The sequence below is a fragment of the Verrucosispora sp. WMMA2121 genome (assembly GCF_027460185.1).
GTDB classification, from domain to species: Bacteria; Actinomycetota; Actinomycetes; order Mycobacteriales; family Micromonosporaceae; genus Micromonospora; species Micromonospora palythoicola.
Map to the genome: position 1 here is coordinate 4416425 of NZ_JAPZBH010000006.1, position 20575 is coordinate 4436999.

Consider the following 20575-nt stretch of genomic DNA (forward strand, 5'->3'; position numbering starts at 1 on the left):
TTACCTGGCGCTGGTGAACACGAGCCGGACGCCGAGGCCGATCAGCAGCGCGCCGCTCAGCCCGTCGACGAGGCGACGGGTCGCCGGCCGGGAGAACGCCCGGCGAGCCGCGGCGACCAGGTTCGCCACGGTGAGGAACCACCCGACCGTGATGGCCACGGCGATCGCCGACAGCGCCAGCAGGGGAACGAGGCCGGCGTCGGCCGGGAGGAACTGTGGCAGCAGCGCGACGAAGAAGACGGCCGCCTTCGGGTTGAGCGCGTTGCACAGCAGACCATCGCGGAACGCCGCCCACATTCCTGACTCGACGGTGGGCCCGGTGTCGGGAGCGGATCGGACATCGCCCGAGCGCCACGCCGAGCGCAGCGCGTTGACACCCAGGTAGACCAGGTAACCCGCGCCCACGAGCTTGATGATGGTGAAGGCGACGGGCGTCACGGCGACCACCGCGGCGACACCGGTGGCGGCGGCGACCACCCAGGCGAGGACCCCGGCGGCGACGCCGACCGCCGTCGCCATGCCGTGCGCACGGCCGGCGAGAGCCGAGCGGCGCACGACGACGGCGAAGTCCGGTCCGGGTGACATGGCACCGAGCACGACGACACCACTGAAGGTCAGCAGCTGCCCGGTTGTCATCACCACTCCCCCGCTGTCCACGGCGGCGAACATGGTTTCACACCGCCCCTGTTTCTGGCTGCCGCGCAGCCTCGGATGGCCGCCGGTCGACCGTTCTGACCTCCAGCATTCGTAGTCCCGGACTGCGTCTTTCGTACCGGATGGTCGCCTTGCGCCCCGACGGGCCGGACGGCCGGTTCACCCCCAACGACCGCGACCGTGACACCACGTCACACGCGGTAATGACACCACGACACTGACAGGTCGGCTGATTCCGCGCTGTCATGGGTACATGTCCGTCACCCCTGTGGTCGGGTCCCGCCGTCCTCGACGGCGCTGGATCGTCGCCGGCATCGTCGCCACCGTCACGGCCGTCATCAGCCTCGGCGTGGCCGCGCTTCAGCTCGGCCTGCCCTGGCAGCTGGGCGAGGGCGACCGCAACCATGTCTACGAAGGCCCCGCCGGTTCCCAGCGCTACCAGGTCCATCTGCCGCCCCAGCACCACGGGACGGCCCGACTGCCGGTCGTCATGGCGATCCACGGGTGCGCGATGACCGGCTACGGGTGGAACTCGATGAAGGCGACCACGCAGTTCAACAGCCTGGCCGACCGGGAGGGCTTCATCGTCGTCTACCCCACGCAGTTGATCACCCGCAACGTGATCGCCTGCTGGAACTCGGCGGACCCCCGAAATCAGCAGCGACACACCGGAGAACCCGCGCTGCTGGCCGGTGTCGCCCGCCAGGTGGTCGAGAGGTACCACGCGGATCCGAGGCAGGTGCACGTTGCCGGCGCCTCGTCAGGAGCGGGTACCGCCGTCATCCTCGGCGCGACCTATCCCGACGTCTTCGCCACGGTGACCTCGGTCGCCGGTGGTGAGTACGGACTCAACCAGGTCGATCCGGACGACCCGGACGCCACGTCGCCGCTGGACACGGCACGTCAGGCCTGGGCACAGATGGGCGAGCGGGCCCGGCGGGTGCCGCTGCTGATCATTCAGGGCGAGCGCGACGAGGTCGTGCCGCCCCTGGTCGCCACCCGACTCGCCGCGCAGTGGACCGCGGTGGGCGATCTCGTCGACGACGGGCTGCCCAACGACAGCCTCGACCCGACCGAGGAAACCGTCTCCGTACCGCCCGCAGCGGGACGACACGCGTACACGCACACGAAGATCACCGCGTCGGACGGCTCGTCGATCGTCGAGTCGTACCACGTCAAGGGCATGGGACACGCCTGGCCGGGCCCGGACGGCGACGGCCGCTACACCGATCGCGCGGGCCCTGACGCCAGCGAGATCGTGTGGCGGTTCGCCGAGCGCCACCCGATGCCATGAGTATTTCGCGTGGAGACACCGCCGCCCCGATGATGCGTGCCCAGCAACACCTGATCCGCCGGTGCGGGGGGAACGAGGCGTCCCTGGCCGCACCCTGACGGCGGCGCGGGCAGCCTTGGCCCAGATTGTCTTAGTCATTAAGATAACAGCATGAGAGTATCGACTGACTTCTCGGTGGCGATCGCCGGTGCCGGTCTCTCCGGCCTCTGCCTCGCCCAGTACCTGACCCGCGCCGGCATTGACGCGCACGTCTACGAGCGGGATCCCGGCCCCTTCGTCAGGCGGCAGGGTTACCGGATCATTCTCAACCGGCACGGACTGGAGGCGCTGCGCGAGAGCCTGCCCCGACCGCTGTACCGCCTGGCACTGAGCACCGGTGACGAGCCCGGCGGTCAGCTGCGCTTCACCGACAGCCGACTGCGGGACGCGTTCACCATCACCCTCAGGGACGAGCCGCACGCCTCCCGCCAGGTCGACCGGCTGACCCTGCGGTCGATCCTGCAGTCCGGGCTGGACGATCGCATCCACTACGGAAGGACCGCCGTCGCGGTGGACGGCGGCGACCCGGCCCGGCTGCGACTGCGGTTCGCCGAGGGCGGGTCCGTCGCCGCGACCGTCGTCGTGGGCGCGGACGGCGTCGGCTCGGCACTGCGCGCCCAGCTCATGCCCGACGCGGACCCGGCCAACACCGGGATGGTGGGCATCTACGGCCGGTCGCCCCTGTGGCGGCACGGCGAGAACGTCCTACCGGACGCGCTGCGTGGCAGCGGCGTCCTGGCCATTGCCGACCGGCCGGGCCGCGCCTTCTTCTTCACCTCGATGCGCTTCGGCGAGCACCCACAGGAGGCGTTCGCACGCCTCGCTCCGGGCAGCTACGCGCCCACCGGTGCCGACTACGTCATGTGGGCGCTGCTGCTTCCGCAGGAGGAGGTGCCCGACGACGTACGGGGGCACCTGCTGGCGCAGTGGAACCTGGCCGCCCGGCGGAGCGCGGACTTCCACCCGCTCGTCCGGCGGCTGGTCGACACCGCCGAGGTCGACGCCACGGTGCTCAACCATTTCGCCACCGGCCGGCGCCCACGCCGATGGGCGGTGCCCCGGGCGACGATGATGGGCGATGCCGTGCACGCCATGCCGCCGTTCGGCGCCCACGGCGGCAACACCGCGCTGCGCGACGCCGCCCTGCTCGGCCGCCGGCTGGTCGAGGCCCGGACGAGCGGTACCCCGGTGGAGAAGGCGATCGCCAGCTACCAGAACGAGATGGTGCCCTACGCCTTCCGCGCCGTCGACACCGCCGCCCGGCTGATGCGCCGTCTCACCGGCGGCGCGGCCGCACCCCACTGGGTGCTGACCCGCCTGCTACCTCGGCTGCACCCGGTCACCGTGCCGGAGGCATGATGACGGACATGTCCACCGAACCGGCCCGTACCTGCGCGATCGCCGACCTCATGCGCGCCGGGCGGGAGACCGCGCGGCTGTCCACGGTGTTCCGGTACGCCATCGCGGAGCGGCTCGGCCTCACCGTCAGCGACCTGGAGTGCCTGGACTACCTGGCCGACGTCGGATCCGCCACCGCCGGGCAGGTCGCCGAGCGGACCAACCTCACCACCGGAGCCGTGACCAGCATGCTCCGGCGGCTGCAGCAGGCCGGCTACGTCACGGCCGAGCGCGATCCGGCCGACCGACGGCGGGTGGTCGTCACCCTGCGGCCGGAGCGAACCGCCGAGTTGGAGCGACCGTACGAGCGGTTCGCCGCGCGGGCGGCACGGCTCGTCGAGGGCTACTCCGTCGAGGAGATCGAGCTGCTGGTCCGGCACAACGAGCGCATGCAGGCGATGTACCTCGCCGAGTTGGACCACCTCGGCAGCTGACATGTGTCCCTGCCGGACGTGCGTCCGCCCATGTCGCGGGCCACCGCAGGCCGGACACCTCGCCTCTGACGACCGCACGCGGACGTAGCCGAGAAGCTACAGGTGCCCCGTGTCGTTGAAGCTGACGAGAGTCGGTGGCCGGTCGGCTTCCCATTGCACGACGGTGATGCCGCAGTTGGCCTGGTTGAGGCCGATCCAGCGCCACGTGGGGGCGTCGAGGGTGTGGCGGACGAACCAGCCGATGACGAAGTTGTGCGTGATCAGCAGTTCATGTCGGTCGGCGTCGCCCTCCGGTCGAGCGCCACCGACGGTGCCAGCCGGGAAACGACCGTGACCCGGCTCGTCGCGCACCTGCGCGACCGCGGATGGCCGCTGCGATCCGAGCCCGGCAGCTATTCCGGCAGCCGGGAGATCAGCGGACTCCTGCACTGGAGTCCACACCGGATCTGGCTGTACACCGAGCCCGAGCCCGCAACCGCGCTCGAACCGGCGACACCACACGACACGGTGATCATCTACATCGACAACCTGTGACACGTCCGCGCCGCCCTCGAACCGGGGACCCTTACGCGTCCGCGGCCCGATCCTGCCGCCCGGGGGCGGACGTCCCGCGCCGTGGCGTGACCGACACGACGGCGGCCGCGCCGAGGACCAGGGCCGGAATCACGAAGTAGACACCGTCGCCGAGGCCGAGCAGCAGCCCCCAGACCAACATCACCATCGCCGCCAGCGTCGTCGTGACACCGACCGCGCGGCCCGCCAGATCCGCGGCGAGGGGCAACAGGGCCGCGACGGTCGGCACGCCCAGCAGATAGCCGGCCGCGGCGCCGCTGTCCGACAGCGTGTCGGGCAACACGGCGACGGCGATCCACAGCGTCACCCCGAGCGCGAGCAGTCGCAACGACCGGCCCAGCGCGCCCGGCATGGCACGCCGACGGCCCAGGTAGACGAACGCTGCCGCCGCGACGAACAGCGCCAGCACCACACCGAGAACCCCAGCGACAGTCATGGCTTTCCTCCGCTGCCTTCAGTTCAACGACAAGTGTCTCCCGGTCCGCACCGCCATGCCGCTTAGGATCTCACCGCCGCGTCACCGCGACGCCCTCGTCCGCTCCCGCGAGCGGCCCGCGTCCGCCCAGGTTGTGGAACTCACGGCGACGAGGTGCCTCTTTCACGCGCTTCTTTGCGTAGTTTCACGGATCCACGACTTCCTACCCATTGCCTAGCATCCATGTCACTGATCGTCACAAGACGATCACGTGACGCTGGGAGGTAGGCCGTGACATCACGCGGAGCCGTGCCACCGGGACGGCAGATGCGACTACTCGCCATGGTTGCGGTCATCGGTGGGCTGTTCGTCAGCGCACAACCCGCGCTGGCCGCAACGTCACCCGTCGATGACGGCGCCGCAGCCCCACCGGCAGCGCGGGGCGCAGGTTGGCAACCCGACATCCAGGCCCCCGACCCGGTGACGATTCCCGGCACCACCAAGAAGGTCACGCCGTTCGCGACGCCGCTGACCCCGCGACAGCCCGAGGCGCTGCCGGGCGCCTCGAAGGGTCCCGGCGCCACGCTCAAGGCGGACAGCTCGGCCCGTGCGGAGATCCGCAAGGTCGACCTGCCGACCTTGCAGGGGACGTCGCCGCAGGCCGACCCCGACGACCCGCCAACCGGGCTGTACTGCACCGAGGCGATCACGCGGAGCGGTTCCGTCAGCGGTACGCCCAACCAGACCAACTACGCGGCGAACGTCTCCTACCTGGCGGAGTTCGGCTGCAACTTCTGGCTGAACGCGGCCTACATCGCCACCGGCGTGATCGACCGCGGCCGCTTCGACGGCCAGTTCCTCTACACCACGGCACCCCTGACGTACGGGCCGACCTACTACGGCGCGACCTCGGGCGGCGTCAGCATCCCCGGCGAACTCTTCGACGGTGGCCGTACCGTGGAGATCGCCTTCGAGCTCTACCTGGTGGCTCCGGCCGGGGTCTACTGGGGCGGCTGTTTCCCCATACCGGGGCTGCGCTACCTGCTGTGTGAGGGCCTCGGCACCAACCTGCTGCACATCGTGCTGGGCACCGGGCCGTTCGGGACCGGGCTGCAGTCCCCGGTGATCCGCCATGTCGCGCTCGGTGACTCCTACTCCTCCGGCACCGGCGCGCCACCGTACTCCGACGCGTCATGCCGACGGTCGCCCGCGACCTACGCCAACCTCATCACGGGAACACCGCTGTCCGGGCTGCCGGTGGACCGGCCGACTCTGGCGGCGTGTCACGGCGCGAGGATCACCGACCTGTACGCGAGCCAGCAATCCGGCCTGCCGCCCCAACTGGACGCGATACAGCCGCACACCCGGCTCGTCACGCTGACCATCGGCGGCAACGACCTCGGCTTCTCGGCCAAACTCACCGGCTGCTACCTGGGCGCCGACTGCTCCGCGTCCGGACCGTTGGTCACCCCGCAGGAGCTGTACCAGGTACAGGTCCAACTCACCACCCTGTACCGGCAGATCAGGGCGGAGATGCACCCCGGCGGGAAGCTCATGGTGCTGAGCTACCCGGCCATCGTGCCCAACCCGGACGACCCCGCGGACCCGCAGCCGACCCAGGACCGTTGCCCCGACCTGGGAAGTAACCTCGTCGAGAGCGAGCGGCGAGCGATCTACGAGGCGACCGTCCAGACCGACAGGATGATCCGCGACGCCGTGTTGGCCACCGGCGACTCCCGCGTCGTCTACGTCAACGGACTGGACCTGTTCCGCGGCCACCGGCTCTGCAGCACCAACGGCGTATGGGCCAACGGCCTCACCTCGCCGCTGAGCGACTCCTTCCACCCCAACGCCTCGGGATACCAGGCGATGGCTACCCGGGTTGCCCAGGTCCTGCCCCCACTCTGAACCCTGCGGCCGAGCGGCGGGGCGCCCTGGGTCGCCAGGGCGCCCCGCCGTCGCACCCCGGGGCCCGGCGGGCCGGCGCCGCGCGGGCGGCGGCGTCGTCAGTGCTCGGACGCGGGAGCGGAGAGCCAGTCCTCGGCCGGGGTGAGCGGGACGGCTGCGGGGCGGTCGACCGCCGTGGTCAGCTCCACCCGCCGACCCTCCTCGGCCGACCGGAGCAGGGCGGTCATGATGTCGAGCACGTGCAGCGCGACCGCGCCGCTGGCCCGTGGTGAACGCAGCTCGTCGGCGTGGACCAGGTCGATCAGGCCGACCCCCCGGGACGCGGCGACGTAGCCGGCCCGCGGTTCCAGGGTGCGCCACCCGGGGCCGTCGAGCGCGAGGTGGCGGACCTCGCCGTCGAAGGTGTTCGGATCGGGTACGGCGAGGGTGCCCTCCTCCCCCTGCACCTCGATCGGCGCGGCCGTCGTCGCGACACCGTCGAAGGTGGTCGTGAGGGTGCTCAGGGCACCATCCGCGTGTTCCAGCACACCGCTCACGTGGGTCGGCACCTCGACCGGGATCCGCTGTCCGAGGCGTGGGCCCGAGCCGATGACCCGGGAGTCTCGCAGCCGGCTGGCCGCCCCGATCACCGCACGGACCGGCCCGAGCAGGTGGACCAGCGCGGAGATGTAGTACGGCCCCATGTCCATGAGCGGGCCACCGCCCGGGACGTAGTAGAAGTCGGGGTTGGGATGCCAGCGCTCGTGTCCCGGGGTGACCATGACGGCCGACGCCGAGAACGGTCGGCCGATCAGTCCACCGTCGATCGCCGCTCGGGCGGTCTGCGTGCCGGTGCCCAGGACGGTGTCCGGCGCGCAGCCGACCCGGACGCCGGCCGCCGCCGCCCGGTCGATGAGCGACCGGGCCTGCGGGAACGCGACGGTGAGCGGCTTCTCGACGTAGACGTTCCGGCCGGCGTCGATCGCCGCGCCCGAGATCTCTGCGTGCGCGGCCGGGATGGTGAGGTTGAGCACCGTCGCCACGTCGGGGTGGTGGAGCAGGCGCTCGACGGTGACCGCCTGCGCGCCGGGAATCGTGGCGGCGGCGGCGTCGGCTCGGGCCGGGTCCAGGTCGGCCACCGCGACGACGCGCACGGTGGGATGGTTGGCCAGCGTGTTCAGGTACGCGCGGGAGATGAACCCGAGACCTACGACGCCGACGCCGTGCGGGTCGCCCACACCATCCCCCTCTCGATGACGGTACGGACGCATCCGTGTTCCAGCACGTCGAGGCTGTGTCCCGGAGTCGTCACGACGATCCGCCCGGCGCCCCAGCGTCGGGTCCAGATCGCCGGTGAGGTGACCGGCCGGTGCCACGGGTGCCACTCCCGGGTCGGATGGGTGGTGGTGGCCAGGACGTCGATCAGGTCGTCGTGCAGTACCCAGTACTGCTCGGTGACCAGGTCGAAGTCCTCGATCCCGGCGGTGATCGGATGCTCCCGGCCCAGCTCGGTGACCGTGATCGAGTGCGGCAGGAAATTGTCCGCCTCGCCGCCGCCACGGTCGCACGGCTCGACGCCCGGATGGGTGGCGAACTGCCCGCCCACCAGGTGCAGGTAGTCCGAACAGGTGCGGAACGAGTCGACGACGCCGCCGTGCCAGCCGGTGAACCCCGTACCCGCGACGACCGCTGCGGCCAGCCCCGCCACCTGCTCCGCGGTGATCTGCGACATCGTCACGCACTGCACGATGAGGTCGGTGTCGGCCAGTTCGGCGGCGTCGGCGTAGATCTCCGTCGACCCCTCCACCCGTACCGCGTATCCGCTGCGTTCGAGGAACGGGATGAACAACTCCGTCGCCTCGACCGGCCGGTGGCCCTCCCAACCGCCTCGGACCACAAGGGCTTTCCGCCGCGTCACACCCGCTCCTTCCGGTTCGCCGCACCGGGCCACCGCTGCCGCCCGGGCCGACGCCCGCACATCCGACCGCCGCCAACCGTACCCGGGACGACACCCTGACTCGGTCCCTCGGCCGAGGCACCGCGATCCGGACCTGCCTACCATGCACCGGAGTAATGGTTCAGCCACGAGCTTGCGCCGCTGTTTCCGGGCGCTGGCAACGCCCAGCGTGCGGCCCCAACGTGAACCGTGAATATAAGCTGCGTGCATGATTGAGGCGTGGACCCTGCGGGTGCTCCTGGAGGTCGCCGGCCGGGGTTCGTTCTCCGCCGCGGCCGAGGCACTGTCCATGACGCAACCAGCCGTCTCACGGCAGATCAGCGGATTGGAGCGGCGCGTCGGCGTGCCACTGTTCCGTCGGCTTCCGCGCGGCGTACGGCTCACCCAGGCCGGGCAGACCGCCGTCGAGCTCGCCCGCGACATCCTGGTGCGGACCGACGCCCTGGAAGCCCGGCTGCGTGCCTTCACCAGCCTGACCGGCGGGCAGCTCAACGTGTCGGCTTTTCCGAGCGCCAACGCCCGACTCACGCCGGAGGCCATTCGTCGCTTCGCCGAGTCCCACCCCGGCGTCGCGGTGCACCTTGTCCGACCGGACGAGGCGGGTCCGCTGGCCGCCGTCCGGGACGGCCGCATCGACGTGGCCCTGCTGACCTCGTGGCAGTTGTTCGCCGACCCGGTCAGCGCCAAGCACGACCTGTCCGCGTCGCGCCTCACCGACGAGGCGTTGGACGGTCTCGACCTGGTGCCGCTCTGCGACGAACGGCTGCATGTCGCCCTTCCGGCAGACCACCCGTTGGCGCGACGCCAACGGGTGCCGCTGCGAAAACTGAAGGACGAACGGTGGATCGAGGGCGCCTATCCGGACTGCCTCGGTCCGATCCCGCCGATCGCCGAGGCGTTGGGCGGCCCCCCGCAGATCGCGTTCTTCTGTGACGACTGGAACGGTAAGCAGGCACTGGTCGCCGCACGGGCCGGTGTGATGCTCGTGCCGACGCTGACCCAGGCCGCGCTACGGCCGGACATCGTCCTGCGCCCCACCGTGCCGGTCCTGCCGACCCGCCGGCTGTATGCCGCGGCCGCCGCCCCACCGTTCCGGTCGCCGGCGGCGACCGCGATGATCGAGATCCTCACGGCGATCTGCCGGCAGACCGTCGACGCGTGACGAACGACCGCCGGCAGCCCCGGATGAGCGGCAGACGCCCCGGCCGGCGGCTCTGGTCAGCGTGCGCCGCCGTCCGTCGCCGGTCGCCGGTCGATCCCACTCGGCCGCTGCCCGGGCCAGGCGGGTGCCACCGCCAGCACCACCGCGGTGACCAGGGTCAGCACCCCGGTGCCCTGGAACAGCACGTCGTCGGAGATGCGCGCGTCGCCGTGCACGGGGTAGAGGTCGTCGATGAGGGCGTGCGCGTCGAGCAGCCGCAGTACGACGAACAGGGCGTGATTGAACCCACCCTCGAAAAGGCCGACCGCCGCCACCCAGAAGGCGTAGACCAGGAACCAGAGGATCGCGCGAGCCCACCGCATCGTCGAGCCGAGGCGGTACGCCAGATACGTGACGGCGTACACGGCGCTGAACACGACAGCCAGGAGCGTCCGCTGTGGGCTGTCGAACCGCACCCCGCCGTACACGTGGTGGATGAACGTCACCAGGAAGAGCACCGTCGTCCAGGTGATGGCGGCTCGACGCCGCCCTGCCGACCCTCGCTTCATCACCCCTCGCCTCCTTCGAGAGTGGCAGGAATCCGGCCGGTCGGCGACGGCGGCGGATGCTCGTGCACGGTCAGTCCGTGCCGCTGGATCGTGCTCAGGAATTCACCCGCATCGACGACCTGGTCGATGTGACGCACCCCGGGCGGGTAGCGGCGACCCATCAGGCCGAGGGCGACCTCCGCTGCCACCACACCGGTCGCGTGGCACTCCTGACGGCCCGTCGCCGCCGCCCACACCTGCCTGCCGCCGCCATCGGTGGCCGAAACGTGCACCACGAACCGGTCCCCGCCGAGCCGCAGGAGGTTCGACGCGCCGGTCAGCGGGCGAACCCCGCCGAGCCGGTCCGCCAGATGGAAGGCACCGATCCCACGCAGCCAGAACAACGTCGCCGTGACCGCAGCGGAGTCGAGACAGAGGCGGGTGGTCACCGGGACGCCGAGCGTGTGGCTCAACGTGTACTGATCCGAGAAGGGAAACGGATGCACGGTGCGCAGGCCGAACCCCGGCAGGTCCACCCGAGCCCGTCCCGGCCGCCGGGTCCGGTCGAACGGGGCCGTCAGTCCCGCCACCGTCCAGCGGACCGAGTCGGGTCCGTGATCACCGGCCGTACCCAGCAGGACCGTCACGTCGACGGAGGTGGCGGACGGGAGACGGCCGGCGCAGCGTCGGGCCAGCACGTTGGTCAGCTCGGGGGCCAGCCCGACGCTGAGCACGGCGGCGGTTCCGGTCCGTTTCGCGGTGGGCTCGAGCCGTTCGATGCCGGCCAGCACGTCGGCTGACGCGCTGATGTCGACGATGGGAACGCCACGGTCCAGGCAGGCGCGCGCCACCGTTTCGTTGCGATGCTCCACACACATGACCACGACGGCGGCGTCGGCCAGCAGCCCGTCGAGATCCCGCAGGTCGTCGAGGTCCAACCGGCGCGGGGTCAGCCGGCCCGGGCCGCTGCGGGCCAGGGCCTCGGCACGCGCCAGATCACGACCAGCGACGACGACCTCGTTCGCCGAATCTCGGGCCAGGGTGGTGGCAACCACCCGACCCACCGCGCCGTATCCGCCGATCACGACGGCCACCCCGTGGCCGGTCACTGCCGCCTCGCCGTGACCACCGGGTGCCTACCGCTGAGGCGGACACCGGCTCCCGGGTCGTACGGCTCGACGGCGGACAGCAGGTGATCGCGCTCCCCGGCCGGCGCGATCCCGGGATGGTCCGCCCGACCCGGGGCACGTCCTCGGGCCGCGGTGCGACAGGTGCGCCCCGTGCCGCACCTGTCGAGCACCACGTCGGTGGGACCGATCTCGGCCATCCGGAAGAGGCGGTCGAGCAGCGCACCGTCGAGATCCTCCCGTCGATCATGGTGCTCGGCCCGGTGCGTCCCCTCCGGACCATTCCAGGCCGCTGCCGGGTCAGCGTCCACCACCCGCATCTGATCACCTCTTCGAACACCGCCCATGGGCATGAGTCTGGGCGGGCACAGCTATGAGCACCACTGCAGATTGGTAGGGGAAGTCATCACTTCAGCGCATGGCACGCCCGCAGCGTGCCGTCGGTGGCGTCGCCCGGTCCCTTCGGACGGTGTCGCTGTCGGAATTGCGGGAATCGCCTTGCTCAGGCGCACCCGACGGGACACGCTGCGGCCATGCTGGAACAGCAGCGCGGCAGGCTGTGGCTGGTGGTCGCCGCCGCCGGCTACGGCAAGACCAGCGCGCTACGCCGGCTGTTCCCCGGCCCCACCGTTCGGTGGCAGCGGGAGTGCGACGTCGACGCGCTGCTCGGCGGTGAGCTGGCGGAGCTGTCCGCCGGGACGACACAGCTCGTTCTCGACGGGTTGCCCGCCATGTCGGAACGGACCGAGCAGGCGTTGCTGCACGCGATCGCCGGCCTGCCGGATGGTGTACGCCTGGCACTGTCGTCGCGTTGGCCGGTGGGTTGTGCCGCGTCGTCGTGGTTGACCCGGATGGCGCCCGCGCAGCTCCGCCCGGCCGAGTTGAGCCTGACCACCGACCAGGTCGAGGAGATGCTGCACACCGAGTACGGGCTGGCCGAGCCCACCCTGGCGCAGCGCGTGCACGAGATCACCGCAGGGTGGCCCGCGCTGGTCCGGCTGGTCGCCGAGACCCTGGTCGCCGAGGGCGTACCCGCCGGGCCGCTGCTGCCGGCGGTGACCGAGCCCGGAGGTCTGGTCACGGGTTACCTGACCGAGGAGGTGCTCGGTCCACTGCCGGAAGACGTCCGGCGGTTGCTGCACGAGATGGCCGACCTCGCACCGGTGACGGCGGGCGTCTGCGCGATCGCCGGCCACCCGGCGGCCGGGCCGCAGATCGGCCGGCTGCTCCGCACCGGGCTACTGACCAGAGTCGGCACCGAGCCCGACACCGGGCCCCGGGTGGTACCGGTGGTCGCCGCGGTCGCCGGACATGACCGGCCGGTGGTGGCGCGCGGGACGCTGCTGCGGGCGGCGGCCTGGTACCGCGACCACGGCCCGGCCCGCGCCGCCGCGTACACCTTCCGGCTCGGCGGCGACGACGCGGCGCTGGCGGCGGTGCTCGACGAACACGGCGACCGGATGATCGTCGGTGGACGGCCCGCCGCGACCGCCGGGTTGGTCGCCGCGCTCCCGGCGCCGCTGCGCACCCGTCGGCTGCGGCTGCTCGCCGGTGACGCGCTGCGCACCGCCGGCGACGTGGCCGGGGCGGCCCGCGTTTATCAGGAGGTGGCGGCGGCCGAGCCGGCCTGGGAGCCGGGCATCGCCTGGCGGATGGGTCTGATCCACTACCTGCGCGGCGACCAGCCCCGGGCCCTGGCCGACTTCGCCCGGGGTGACGAGGCCCCGGGTCGCCCCACCGACCAGGCGATGCTGCTGGCCTGGACGGCGGCGGCCGCCGCCCGCAGTGGTGACGCGGGGACCGGCATGGCGCACGCCTGGCGGGCCTACCGCCTCGCGGCCGAGACGGGCGTCGACAGCGCCCTGGCCACCGCACACGTCAGCCTCGCGCTCTGCCTCGGGCTCACCGGTGACCAAATCGGTGCCGAGGAGCACTACCGGCTCGCGCTGGGCATCGCCGAACGCACCGGCGACCTCGTGCTGCTGGCCCGGATCCTGGTCAACCAGAGCTACCACCTCGTCGAGCAGGCCCGCTATCCGGCGGCGCTGACCGCCGCGCAACGGGCGGCCAACGCCGCCGAGGCGGCCGGGCACGCCAATCTGTCGGCGATGGCCGCCGGCACCGAGGCCGACATGCTGGCGATGCTCGGCCGGTACGACGAGGCGGCGACGCGGTACGCCCAGGTACTCGCCCGGCATCGGCGGATGGGCTCGCGCCGCTGCGCCGACACGTACCTGGGTCTGGCCGAGCTGCACTTGATGCGAGGCTGGCGGGAGCAGGCCCGGGCCGCGTTCGTCGAAGCGGTCCGGCTGGCCGATGCCGGTGACAGCCGGAAGTTGACGGTGCGGGCGCACGCCGGGCTGGCCCGGGTGCTGCTGCCCGACGACGCGGCGGCGGCGGCCCGACACGCCGCCGCGGCGACCCGGCTGGCCACCGACGACCTTCGGGTTCCGGCACTGCTCGCGCAGGGGTGGGTGGCGCTGGCCGGCGGCGATGCCGCGAGGGCGGCGTCGCTGGCCGACGAGGCGCTCGACCTGGCCCGGTCCGGTGGGCTGCGGGCCTGCCTGGCCCGGGCGCTGGAGCTGCGCGCCGCTGCCGAGATCGACCCGGATCGGGCCCGCACCGCGCTGCGAGAGGCGCACGCGATCTGGGCCGACGCGTCGGCGGTCGGCGACGCGGCCCGTACCGCGCTGGCGCTGAGTCGGCTGCCGGGTGCCACTGCCGACGACCGGTTCGCCGCGCTGCTGGCGACCGAGCGCCTCGCCGCCCGTGGCGTCGCGATCGACCCGGAAGAGACGTCGGCGGACCGGTCGGCCGTCGGCCGACCGGCCACCGGTGTCGGTCCCGGCGGCGTCCTGGTCCGCACCCTCGGCCGGTTCGAGGTGCGGGTGGCCGGCGTCACCGTGCCGCCGTCGGCCTGGCAGTCACGACGGGCGCGGGACCTGCTGCGGATCCTGGTGGTACGCCGGGGTCGGCCGGTGCCCCGGGGCGAGCTGTGCGAACTGCTCTGGCCCGACGACGATCCGAGCCGGACCGGGCACCGCCTGTCGGTGTTGCTGTCGATCGTGCGCGGGGTGCTCGATCCGGACCGGATCTTCGCCTCCGACCATTTCCTGGTGACCGACGCGGCGAGCGTCGCGCTGGACGTCACCCACCTGCGGGTCGACGTGATGGAGTTCCTCGGTGCGGTGGCCCACGGCCGTCGGTTGCTGGCTCGCGGTGCTCGGGCGGAGGCACGCACCATCCTCGCGGCGGCCGTCCGGGACTACCGGGCCGACGTGTTCTCCGACGAGCCGTACGCCGACTGGGCCTCGGCGTTGCGGGAACAGGCGCGGGCCGCGTACGTCGCGGCGCTGCGGATGTTGGCCGACGCGCACCGCTCGGCGGGGAGCGGCGGCGCGGCCGTGGACTGCCTGCTCCGCCTGCTGGAGCAGGACCCGTACGACGAGCCGGCGCACCGGATGCTGGTGCGCACCCTGGTGACGGGCGGGCAGCACGGCGAGGCACGGCGGGCGTTCGCCCGCTACCGATCGGCGATGCGCGCCATCGGGGTACGGCCGCCGGACGAGATCATCCTGGCACCACGGGCCGGGGTACGGTCGCCGGCGACGGTCGTACCCCGGTCGGGGTGAGGGCTCGGGCGTCGCCCGGTCCCCCACCTCCGGCGGCTCAGTAGATGTCGTGGTCGGTGCTGTAGCCGGTGACCGTCCACAACGTGTCGTCGGTCGAGTGGCGGTCGAGCGAGCGCAGCCCGTTGCCCGCCGCCGCAGCGCCACCGACGGACCGGCCCGCCGCGACGGCGGCCCGCTGGACCGCCGCGACGGTCACCCGGGTTCCGTCGTCGTTGGGCATCATCGCGTCGATGAAGATGTCGAAGACGGGCGCCGGGAACGGGTCGGAGGGATCGGGCAGCACGGTGATCTCGCCGCCGACGCCGGACATCGACGGGAATTCGTCCTCCCACTCACGCTGCACGGTCACCATCCTCGGCGACGACGTACCCACCGGGCTGGTCGCGGCGAACCGCTTGTAGCGCAGTCCGACGCCGTCCCACGAGGCACGGTTGCCCTCCACACAGACCGCGTAGGCGACCGGGCTGGCGCCGACCGGTTGGAAGGCGGTGCGAACGGTCACGCCCCCGCCGTCGGCGTCGGGTACCAGTCCGGCCAGCGGCACCCCGGCGGGCAGGTCGAACCCGGTGCCGCTGAGCACCAGGTCCGCAGGGCAGGCCGCGGTTCGCGAACCTGGTGGGGAGATCTCGACGACCCGTGGCGTGCCGTCGTCCGGCGCGCAGATGGCGGCGGCGATCACCGACCAGGGTTCCGTGTGGTCCGGGTACGCCTCGCCGCGTACCACCACCGAGGTCGCGCCCGGCACGATCGCGGCCAGGCGGACTCCCCCGTTGCCGTTTCTGATCCGGCCGCCGGCGCCGATCAGCACCTCGCCGGGCCCGCACGTCGCGGTCACGCTCTTGGACGACGTGGTGTCGTAGCCGCTCTCCGCCCGGTGCCGGTACGCGGCGTGGGCCGTCCCGGGTAGGACGAGGGTCGCCGCGACCGCGACCGCCGCGGCGGTTGCCGCGGCAGCGCGCCTCGCCCGGGTGTGGGTGCCGAGTGTCGTTCCCCTGCTCATGACGACAGTCCTTTCCTGCTGACGCTGCCGCGAACGGTTCGCGTGGCGCTTGCCGGAATCATCGGCGGGGCCCGTCACGGTGACGTCATGGTGGCGCACGGCGGACTCCCGAAAGCGCCCACGCCTGGTCACGTCGACCGACGTGACCAGGCGTGGCGCCCGCTGGCGGCGCGGGCCGTGAACGGTTACGGGCCCCAGCAGATGGCGTGGCTCTCCAGGTCCCACGGCGGCAGGTAGACACCGTCCTCGGCGGCGATCGCCTGGGCGTTGTTCTGGGCGACGGTCGCCGTCACCCGGGTGAGCAGGACGTTGCCGGTGGCGGTGGCGTCGACCGTGGCGCCGACGCCGGTGGCGAGCGCGCCGGCCGGACAACCCGCGGACACCTGCCCCTTGGGGCTGGCGCTGTTGGCCGCCCCGGTCAGGCTGACGAGTGTGCCGGTGAGGTTGGCGGGCAGGGTGGCGCAGATGGCGTACCCGACGAGTTCCCACGGCCCGGCGAAGCCGCCGGCCGCACCCGCGGTGACCGCCCCGGCGGTGAGCGCGGCGTTCGGCTCGATCCGCTGGTAGAAGGCCTCCCCGTTGGCGGTGCGCAGCTCCGCGCCCAGCCCGAGCAGATCGGTGCCGGCCGGGCAGGCGGCCACCTGGTTCTTGATCGGGTCGGCGTTGCTGCCGCTGGCCGAGGTGACCCGCTGGTAGTTGGCCGGGACTGCGCCGGGCACGCAGATCGCCTGCGCCACGAGGGTGTACGCCCCGGCCACGCCGCCCGGGTTCGTGTGCGCCCAGACGGTCACCGACTGGGTGGCCAGGTTCGGAATGATGTCGGTCAACGTGACATCGCCGCCACCACCGTCGACGGAGCCACCGCCACCGGCGAGGAACTCACCGGCCGGACAGGTCGCCACCGCGGACTGGTTGGGGAAGGCGCCCGCCACGCTGACGTTCACCACCGTCGCCTGCGCCGGCCCCGCACCGGTGGCCACGGCAACGGCGGTGCTGGCCAGCAGCAGGGCCGTCGCGCCCGAGAGCCGGGCGAGCCTGGATCGAGTTCGCATCGTGCACTCCACTTCGTACCTGCCGCGAGACGTTTACGCCCCGGCGGGACGGTGCGGCAGGTATCTCACGATCCGGGGTGGCCTCACGGCCGCCTCAGCGCCGCGTCACGGCGGACCGACCGGCACACCGGCGACGGGGGCCCGCTCCGCGTCGCGCTCGATCGTGGCCGACCGGCGCAGAAGGGGGAACAGCCGGAGGAACCACGGCGGGCGAGCGGCACGGGCCTCGCCGGCACCGGCGGCTTCGGAATCTGAGCTCCTGCCGTCGACCTTCCGATCACCTCAGGGCAGCAGGATGAGGTGCAGGGTACGGGGGCCGTGGACGCCTTCGACCCGGTTGAGTTCGATGTCGCTGGTGGCTGACGGACCGCTGATCCAGGTCAGGGGTCGGTGTGGGGTGAGGCGGGTCAGTGCCTGGGGCACGCCCGCGACGACCTGGGTGGCGCGGATGACGCAGATGTGCAGGTCGGGTAGGAGGCTGAGAACGCGGCGGCCCTGGTCGGGTGAGCCGTCGAGGATGACGGTGCCGGTGTCGGCGATGGCGACGGCGGCGGCGGTGACCACGGCGTCGGCGGCGGCGATCTGCTGGTTGTCGAGGTCGTCGTCGGGTCGGGCGGTCACGGTCGCCGGCAGCCAGGCTCGCGGCAGTGCCGGTGGCACGACGACGGTCGCGCCGGTCGGCAGGATGGCGGCGATGGTGTCGGCGACGTCCGTCTCGGCGACCCGGTGCACGTGGGCGCGGTAGTCGGTGAGCCGGTCGACCAGCCGGTCGAGGTCGACCGGGCCGTCGCGTCGGTAGTCGCGTGGCACCTCCACCGGCGCCGGCGCGGGGTCGAGGGCGGCGCGGAGCCGGGCGAGGATGACCTCCCGGGCGGTCACCGGCTCGCCCACCACTGCCGGAAGGTCTGCGCCGGGGGCTCGGGCAGGTCACGGCCGGCGGTCCAGCCGGACAGCGGCGGTGGCAGGCCCCGACCGCGCCGGCCGGTCAGCCGGCTCAGCCGGGTCGCGCGCTGCGCCGCCGCGTACAGTGCCGGGTGGTCCATGGCGTACGCGGCCGCCGCCATCGCGGCCGACTCGCCGCGCGGATGCGGCGCCTGGTCGCGCAGGTGCACCAGCAGCTCCGGAATGTCGATCTTAACGGGGCAGGCGTCGTAGCAGGCCCCGCAGAGCGACGACGCGTACGGCAGCGACGCATTGTCGGCCACCCCGGTCAACTGCGGCGACAGCACCGCACCGATCGGACCCGGATACACCGACCCGTACGCGTGCCCACCGGTGCGCTCATAGACCGGGCACACGTTCAAACAGGCCGAGCAGCGGATGCAGTGCAACGCCTGCCGACCCACCTCGTCGGCGAGCACCGCGCTGCGACCGTTGTCCAGCAGCACCAGATGAAACTCCTCCGGCCCGTCACCCGGGCTCACCCCGGTCCACATCGACGTGTACGGGTTCATCCGCTCCCCGGTCGAGGCCCGGGGCAGCAGTTGCAGGAACACCTCCAGGTCCCGCCAGGTCGGCACCACCTTCTCCACACCCATCACGGTGATCAACGTGCGCGGCAGGGTCAGACACATCCGACCGTTGCCCTCGGACTCCACCACCGCCAACGTGCCGGTCTCCGCCACCGCGAAGTTCGCCCCGGACACCGCCACCGACGTGGACAGGAAAGTCTGCCGCAGAAACCGACGCGCCGCCGCCGCCAGCACCGCAGGCTCGTCGGTCAACCCCGGATCCACCCCCGGCATCGCCCGCAGGAAGATCTCCCGGATCTCGGCCCGGTTACGGTGAATCGCCGGCACCAGGATGTGACTCGGCCGGTCCTGGCCGAGTTGCACGATCAGCTCGGCCAGATCCGTCTCCACCGGCGCGATCCCGGCCGCCTCGAGGGCCTCGTTGAGACCGATCTCCTGCGTCACCATCGACTTGACCTTCATCACCCGGTCACTGCCGGTGCCCCGCGCCAGGTCCACGACGATCGCGTTCGCCTCGTTCGCGTCGGCGGCCCAGTGCACCACTCCCCCGGCCGCCGTCACTCGATCCTCAAGCTGCTCCAGCAGCTCCGGCAACCGGGCCATGACGTCGGCCTTGATCGCGCTACCGGCCGCCCGCAACCGCTCCCAGTCCGGCACCTCGCCGATCACACCAGCCGACTTCGCCCGGATCGTCGCCGTGGCGTGCCCGAGATTGCGGCGCAACTGCGGGTCGCCCAGCGCCCGCCGGGCGGCGACCGGAAAAGTCTCCGCGCCGCGCAGGTGCCCGACACCGGCCGGCGCGGTCGCCGGCATACCGAGGAAGGTACGGGTCACGACCGCACCGCCGGTTCGCTTCGCTCGCTCATCGTGCCGCCCTGCTCCGTCGAGGCCAGGATCTCCGCCAGGTGCACCGTCCGCACCCCGGCCCCCGCCCGGGACAGCCCGCCACCGATGTGCATCAGACACGACGAGTCTCCGGCCGTGCAGACCTCAGCGCCGGTGGCCAGCACGTGGCGCATCTTGTCCGCCAACATCGCCGTCGAGGTGTCCGCGTTCTTCACCGCGAAGGTGCCACCGAACCCGCAGCACTGCTCCGCCGCCGGCAGCTCCACCAGGTCGAGCCCCCGCACCGCACGAAGCAGCCGTACCGGCCGGTCGGCCACCCGCAGCATCCGCAACGAATGACACGTCGGGTGGTACGTCACCCGGTGTGGAAAGAAGGCACCCACGTCGGTCACCCCCAGCACGTCCACCAACAGCTCGGACAGCTCGTACGTCCGCCCGGCCACCGACTCGGCCCGACTGGCCAACCGTTCGTCACCGCTGCGGCGAGCCACCGTCGCGTGTTGATGCCGTACCGACCCCACACACGACCCCGACGGGGCCACGATCACGTCATACGGATCGAAGGTCCGCACGTGGCGGCGTACCAACGGCACCGCCTGCTCCTGATAGCCGGTGTTCACGTGCATCTGCCCACAACACGTCTGCCCGTCGGGGAACACCACCTCATGCCCCAACCGCTCCAACAACCGCACCGTCGCCTTCGCCGCCGCCGGAAACAGGGTGTCCGCCAGACACGTCACGAACAACGCGATCCGCACGTCACACCTCCCACTCGCCGGCCCGCGCCGCCACCGGGCCCGTAACGCATGATCCGCCGAGTCTGCCGCACGAGCCGCCGCACCGCAGCAAGGTCGCCATCGACCGTCGGCGGTTCCGGGCAGGGTGCGGGTGCCGGCAGGTCACCGGCGGCTCAGGCGGAGGGCAGCAGCGCGTGGGCGGCGCTGCTAGGCTCCGCTCATGCCGGACATCGATCGTCCTGACATGCCCCGGTGGCACCGGCGGTGGGCCACGGTGACGCACACGGCCGGCTTCATCACGGCCGGCGGGCGATAGCCACGTTCCGTGGCGCGGGTGACCCACCCGTCGCTATGGGCACCACTCGAGAT

The 20575-nt window shown here is 72.2% G+C and carries 20 protein-coding genes; 7 read left to right on the forward strand and 13 right to left on the reverse strand.

Annotated features, from left to right (window positions below; translation table 11 throughout):
* Positions 1-636, reverse strand: a complete 636-nt coding sequence (locus O7605_RS28730) for a LysE family translocator (protein WP_269742093.1) — start codon at positions 634-636, stop codon at positions 1-3.
* A gap of 271 nt (positions 637-907) precedes the next feature.
* Here O7605_RS28730 and O7605_RS28735 point away from each other — a divergent pair, with 271 nt between their 5' ends.
* The 3 genes from O7605_RS28735 to O7605_RS28745 all read left to right on the forward strand — a co-directional run bounded on the left by O7605_RS28735 (position 908) and on the right by O7605_RS28745 (position 3819).
* Entirely contained in the window at positions 908-1948 is a 1041-nt protein-coding gene (locus tag O7605_RS28735) for an extracellular catalytic domain type 1 short-chain-length polyhydroxyalkanoate depolymerase (protein ID WP_269742094.1), read from the forward strand.
* Positions 1949-2098: 150 nt separating this feature from the next.
* The gene (locus O7605_RS28740) at positions 2099-3346 is read left to right on the forward strand and encodes an FAD-dependent oxidoreductase (RefSeq protein WP_269742095.1); all 1248 of its coding nucleotides are present in this window, start codon (positions 2099-2101) and stop codon (positions 3344-3346) included.
* Between the two features lie 8 nt (positions 3347-3354).
* On the forward strand, positions 3355-3819 hold the full coding sequence (locus O7605_RS28745; RefSeq protein ID WP_269742096.1) for a MarR family winged helix-turn-helix transcriptional regulator: 465 nt from the start codon (positions 3355-3357) through the stop codon (positions 3817-3819).
* Positions 3820-3915: 96 nt separating this feature from the next.
* On the opposite strand, the gene O7605_RS28750 is transcribed toward O7605_RS28745, so the two are convergent.
* Positions 3916-4170, reverse strand: coding sequence for a histidine phosphatase family protein (locus tag O7605_RS28750; RefSeq protein ID WP_269742097.1), 255 nt, complete (start codon positions 4168-4170; stop codon positions 3916-3918).
* Between O7605_RS28750 and O7605_RS28755 the strand changes: the two genes are divergently transcribed.
* Entirely contained in the window at positions 4150-4353 is a 204-nt protein-coding gene (locus O7605_RS28755; RefSeq protein ID WP_269742099.1) for a hypothetical protein, read from the forward strand. The two genes, O7605_RS28750 and O7605_RS28755, sit on opposite strands and share 21 nt — an antisense overlap.
* Positions 4354-4384: 31 nt before the next feature.
* Here O7605_RS28755 and O7605_RS28760 read toward each other — a convergent pair whose 3' ends face one another.
* The gene (locus O7605_RS28760) at positions 4385-4828 is read right to left on the reverse strand and encodes a hypothetical protein (RefSeq protein WP_269742100.1); all 444 of its coding nucleotides are present in this window, start codon (positions 4826-4828) and stop codon (positions 4385-4387) included.
* A gap of 270 nt (positions 4829-5098) precedes the next feature.
* Between O7605_RS28760 and O7605_RS28765 the strand changes: the two genes are divergently transcribed.
* Positions 5099-6715 carry an SGNH/GDSL hydrolase family protein gene (locus O7605_RS28765; RefSeq protein ID WP_269742101.1) on the forward strand — a complete coding sequence of 539 codons (1617 nt, stop codon included), beginning with the start codon at positions 5099-5101 and terminating at the stop codon, positions 6713-6715.
* Between the two features lie 98 nt (positions 6716-6813).
* Here O7605_RS28765 and O7605_RS28770 read toward each other — a convergent pair whose 3' ends face one another.
* Positions 6814-7932, reverse strand: coding sequence for a Gfo/Idh/MocA family protein (locus tag O7605_RS28770; protein WP_269742102.1), 1119 nt, complete (start codon positions 7930-7932; stop codon positions 6814-6816).
* On the reverse strand, positions 7902-8612 hold the full coding sequence (locus O7605_RS28775; RefSeq protein ID WP_269742103.1) for a ThuA domain-containing protein: 711 nt from the start codon (positions 8610-8612) through the stop codon (positions 7902-7904). The genes O7605_RS28770 and O7605_RS28775 overlap by 31 nt, the downstream gene beginning before the upstream one ends.
* Before the next feature lie 247 nt (positions 8613-8859).
* Here O7605_RS28775 and O7605_RS28780 point away from each other — a divergent pair, with 247 nt between their 5' ends.
* Positions 8860-9813, forward strand: coding sequence for a LysR family transcriptional regulator (locus O7605_RS28780; protein WP_269742104.1), 954 nt, complete (start codon positions 8860-8862; stop codon positions 9811-9813).
* A gap of 56 nt (positions 9814-9869) precedes the next feature.
* Here O7605_RS28780 and O7605_RS28785 read toward each other — a convergent pair whose 3' ends face one another.
* From O7605_RS28785 to O7605_RS28795, 3 genes are read right to left on the reverse strand one after another with little or no spacing between them, the layout of a single operon-like run.
* A complete protein-coding gene (locus O7605_RS28785) occupies positions 9870-10361 on the reverse strand; it encodes a hypothetical protein (protein ID WP_269742105.1) in 492 nt (163 codons plus the stop codon).
* A complete protein-coding gene (locus O7605_RS28790; RefSeq protein WP_269742106.1) occupies positions 10361-11425 on the reverse strand; it encodes a saccharopine dehydrogenase family protein in 1065 nt (354 codons plus the stop codon). Before O7605_RS28790 ends, O7605_RS28785 begins: the two co-directional genes overlap by 1 nt.
* Positions 11426-11445: 20 nt before the next feature.
* A complete protein-coding gene (locus tag O7605_RS28795) occupies positions 11446-11787 on the reverse strand; it encodes a hypothetical protein (RefSeq protein WP_269742107.1) in 342 nt (113 codons plus the stop codon).
* 213 nt (positions 11788-12000) lie between these two features.
* Between O7605_RS28795 and O7605_RS28800 the strand changes: the two genes are divergently transcribed.
* A complete protein-coding gene (locus O7605_RS28800; RefSeq protein WP_269742108.1) occupies positions 12001-15099 on the forward strand; it encodes a BTAD domain-containing putative transcriptional regulator in 3099 nt (1032 codons plus the stop codon).
* Between the two features lie 37 nt (positions 15100-15136).
* On the opposite strand, the gene O7605_RS28805 is transcribed toward O7605_RS28800, so the two are convergent.
* From O7605_RS28805 to O7605_RS28825, 5 genes are all read right to left on the reverse strand, one after another.
* On the reverse strand, positions 15137-16099 hold the full coding sequence (locus O7605_RS28805; RefSeq protein WP_269742109.1) for a hypothetical protein: 963 nt from the start codon (positions 16097-16099) through the stop codon (positions 15137-15139).
* A gap of 185 nt (positions 16100-16284) precedes the next feature.
* On the reverse strand, positions 16285-17151 hold the full coding sequence (locus tag O7605_RS28810) for a hypothetical protein (protein WP_269742110.1): 867 nt from the start codon (positions 17149-17151) through the stop codon (positions 16285-16287).
* A 282-nt stretch (positions 17152-17433) separates the two neighbouring features.
* A complete protein-coding gene (locus O7605_RS28815) occupies positions 17434-18030 on the reverse strand; it encodes a LutC/YkgG family protein (protein ID WP_269742111.1) in 597 nt (198 codons plus the stop codon).
* A complete protein-coding gene (locus O7605_RS28820; RefSeq protein WP_269742774.1) occupies positions 18027-19436 on the reverse strand; it encodes a LutB/LldF family L-lactate oxidation iron-sulfur protein in 1410 nt (469 codons plus the stop codon). The genes O7605_RS28815 and O7605_RS28820 overlap by 4 nt, the downstream gene beginning before the upstream one ends.
* A 17-nt stretch (positions 19437-19453) precedes the next feature.
* Entirely contained in the window at positions 19454-20227 is a 774-nt protein-coding gene (locus O7605_RS28825; RefSeq protein WP_269742112.1) for a (Fe-S)-binding protein, read from the reverse strand.
* Positions 20228-20575 lie beyond the last annotated feature (348 nt).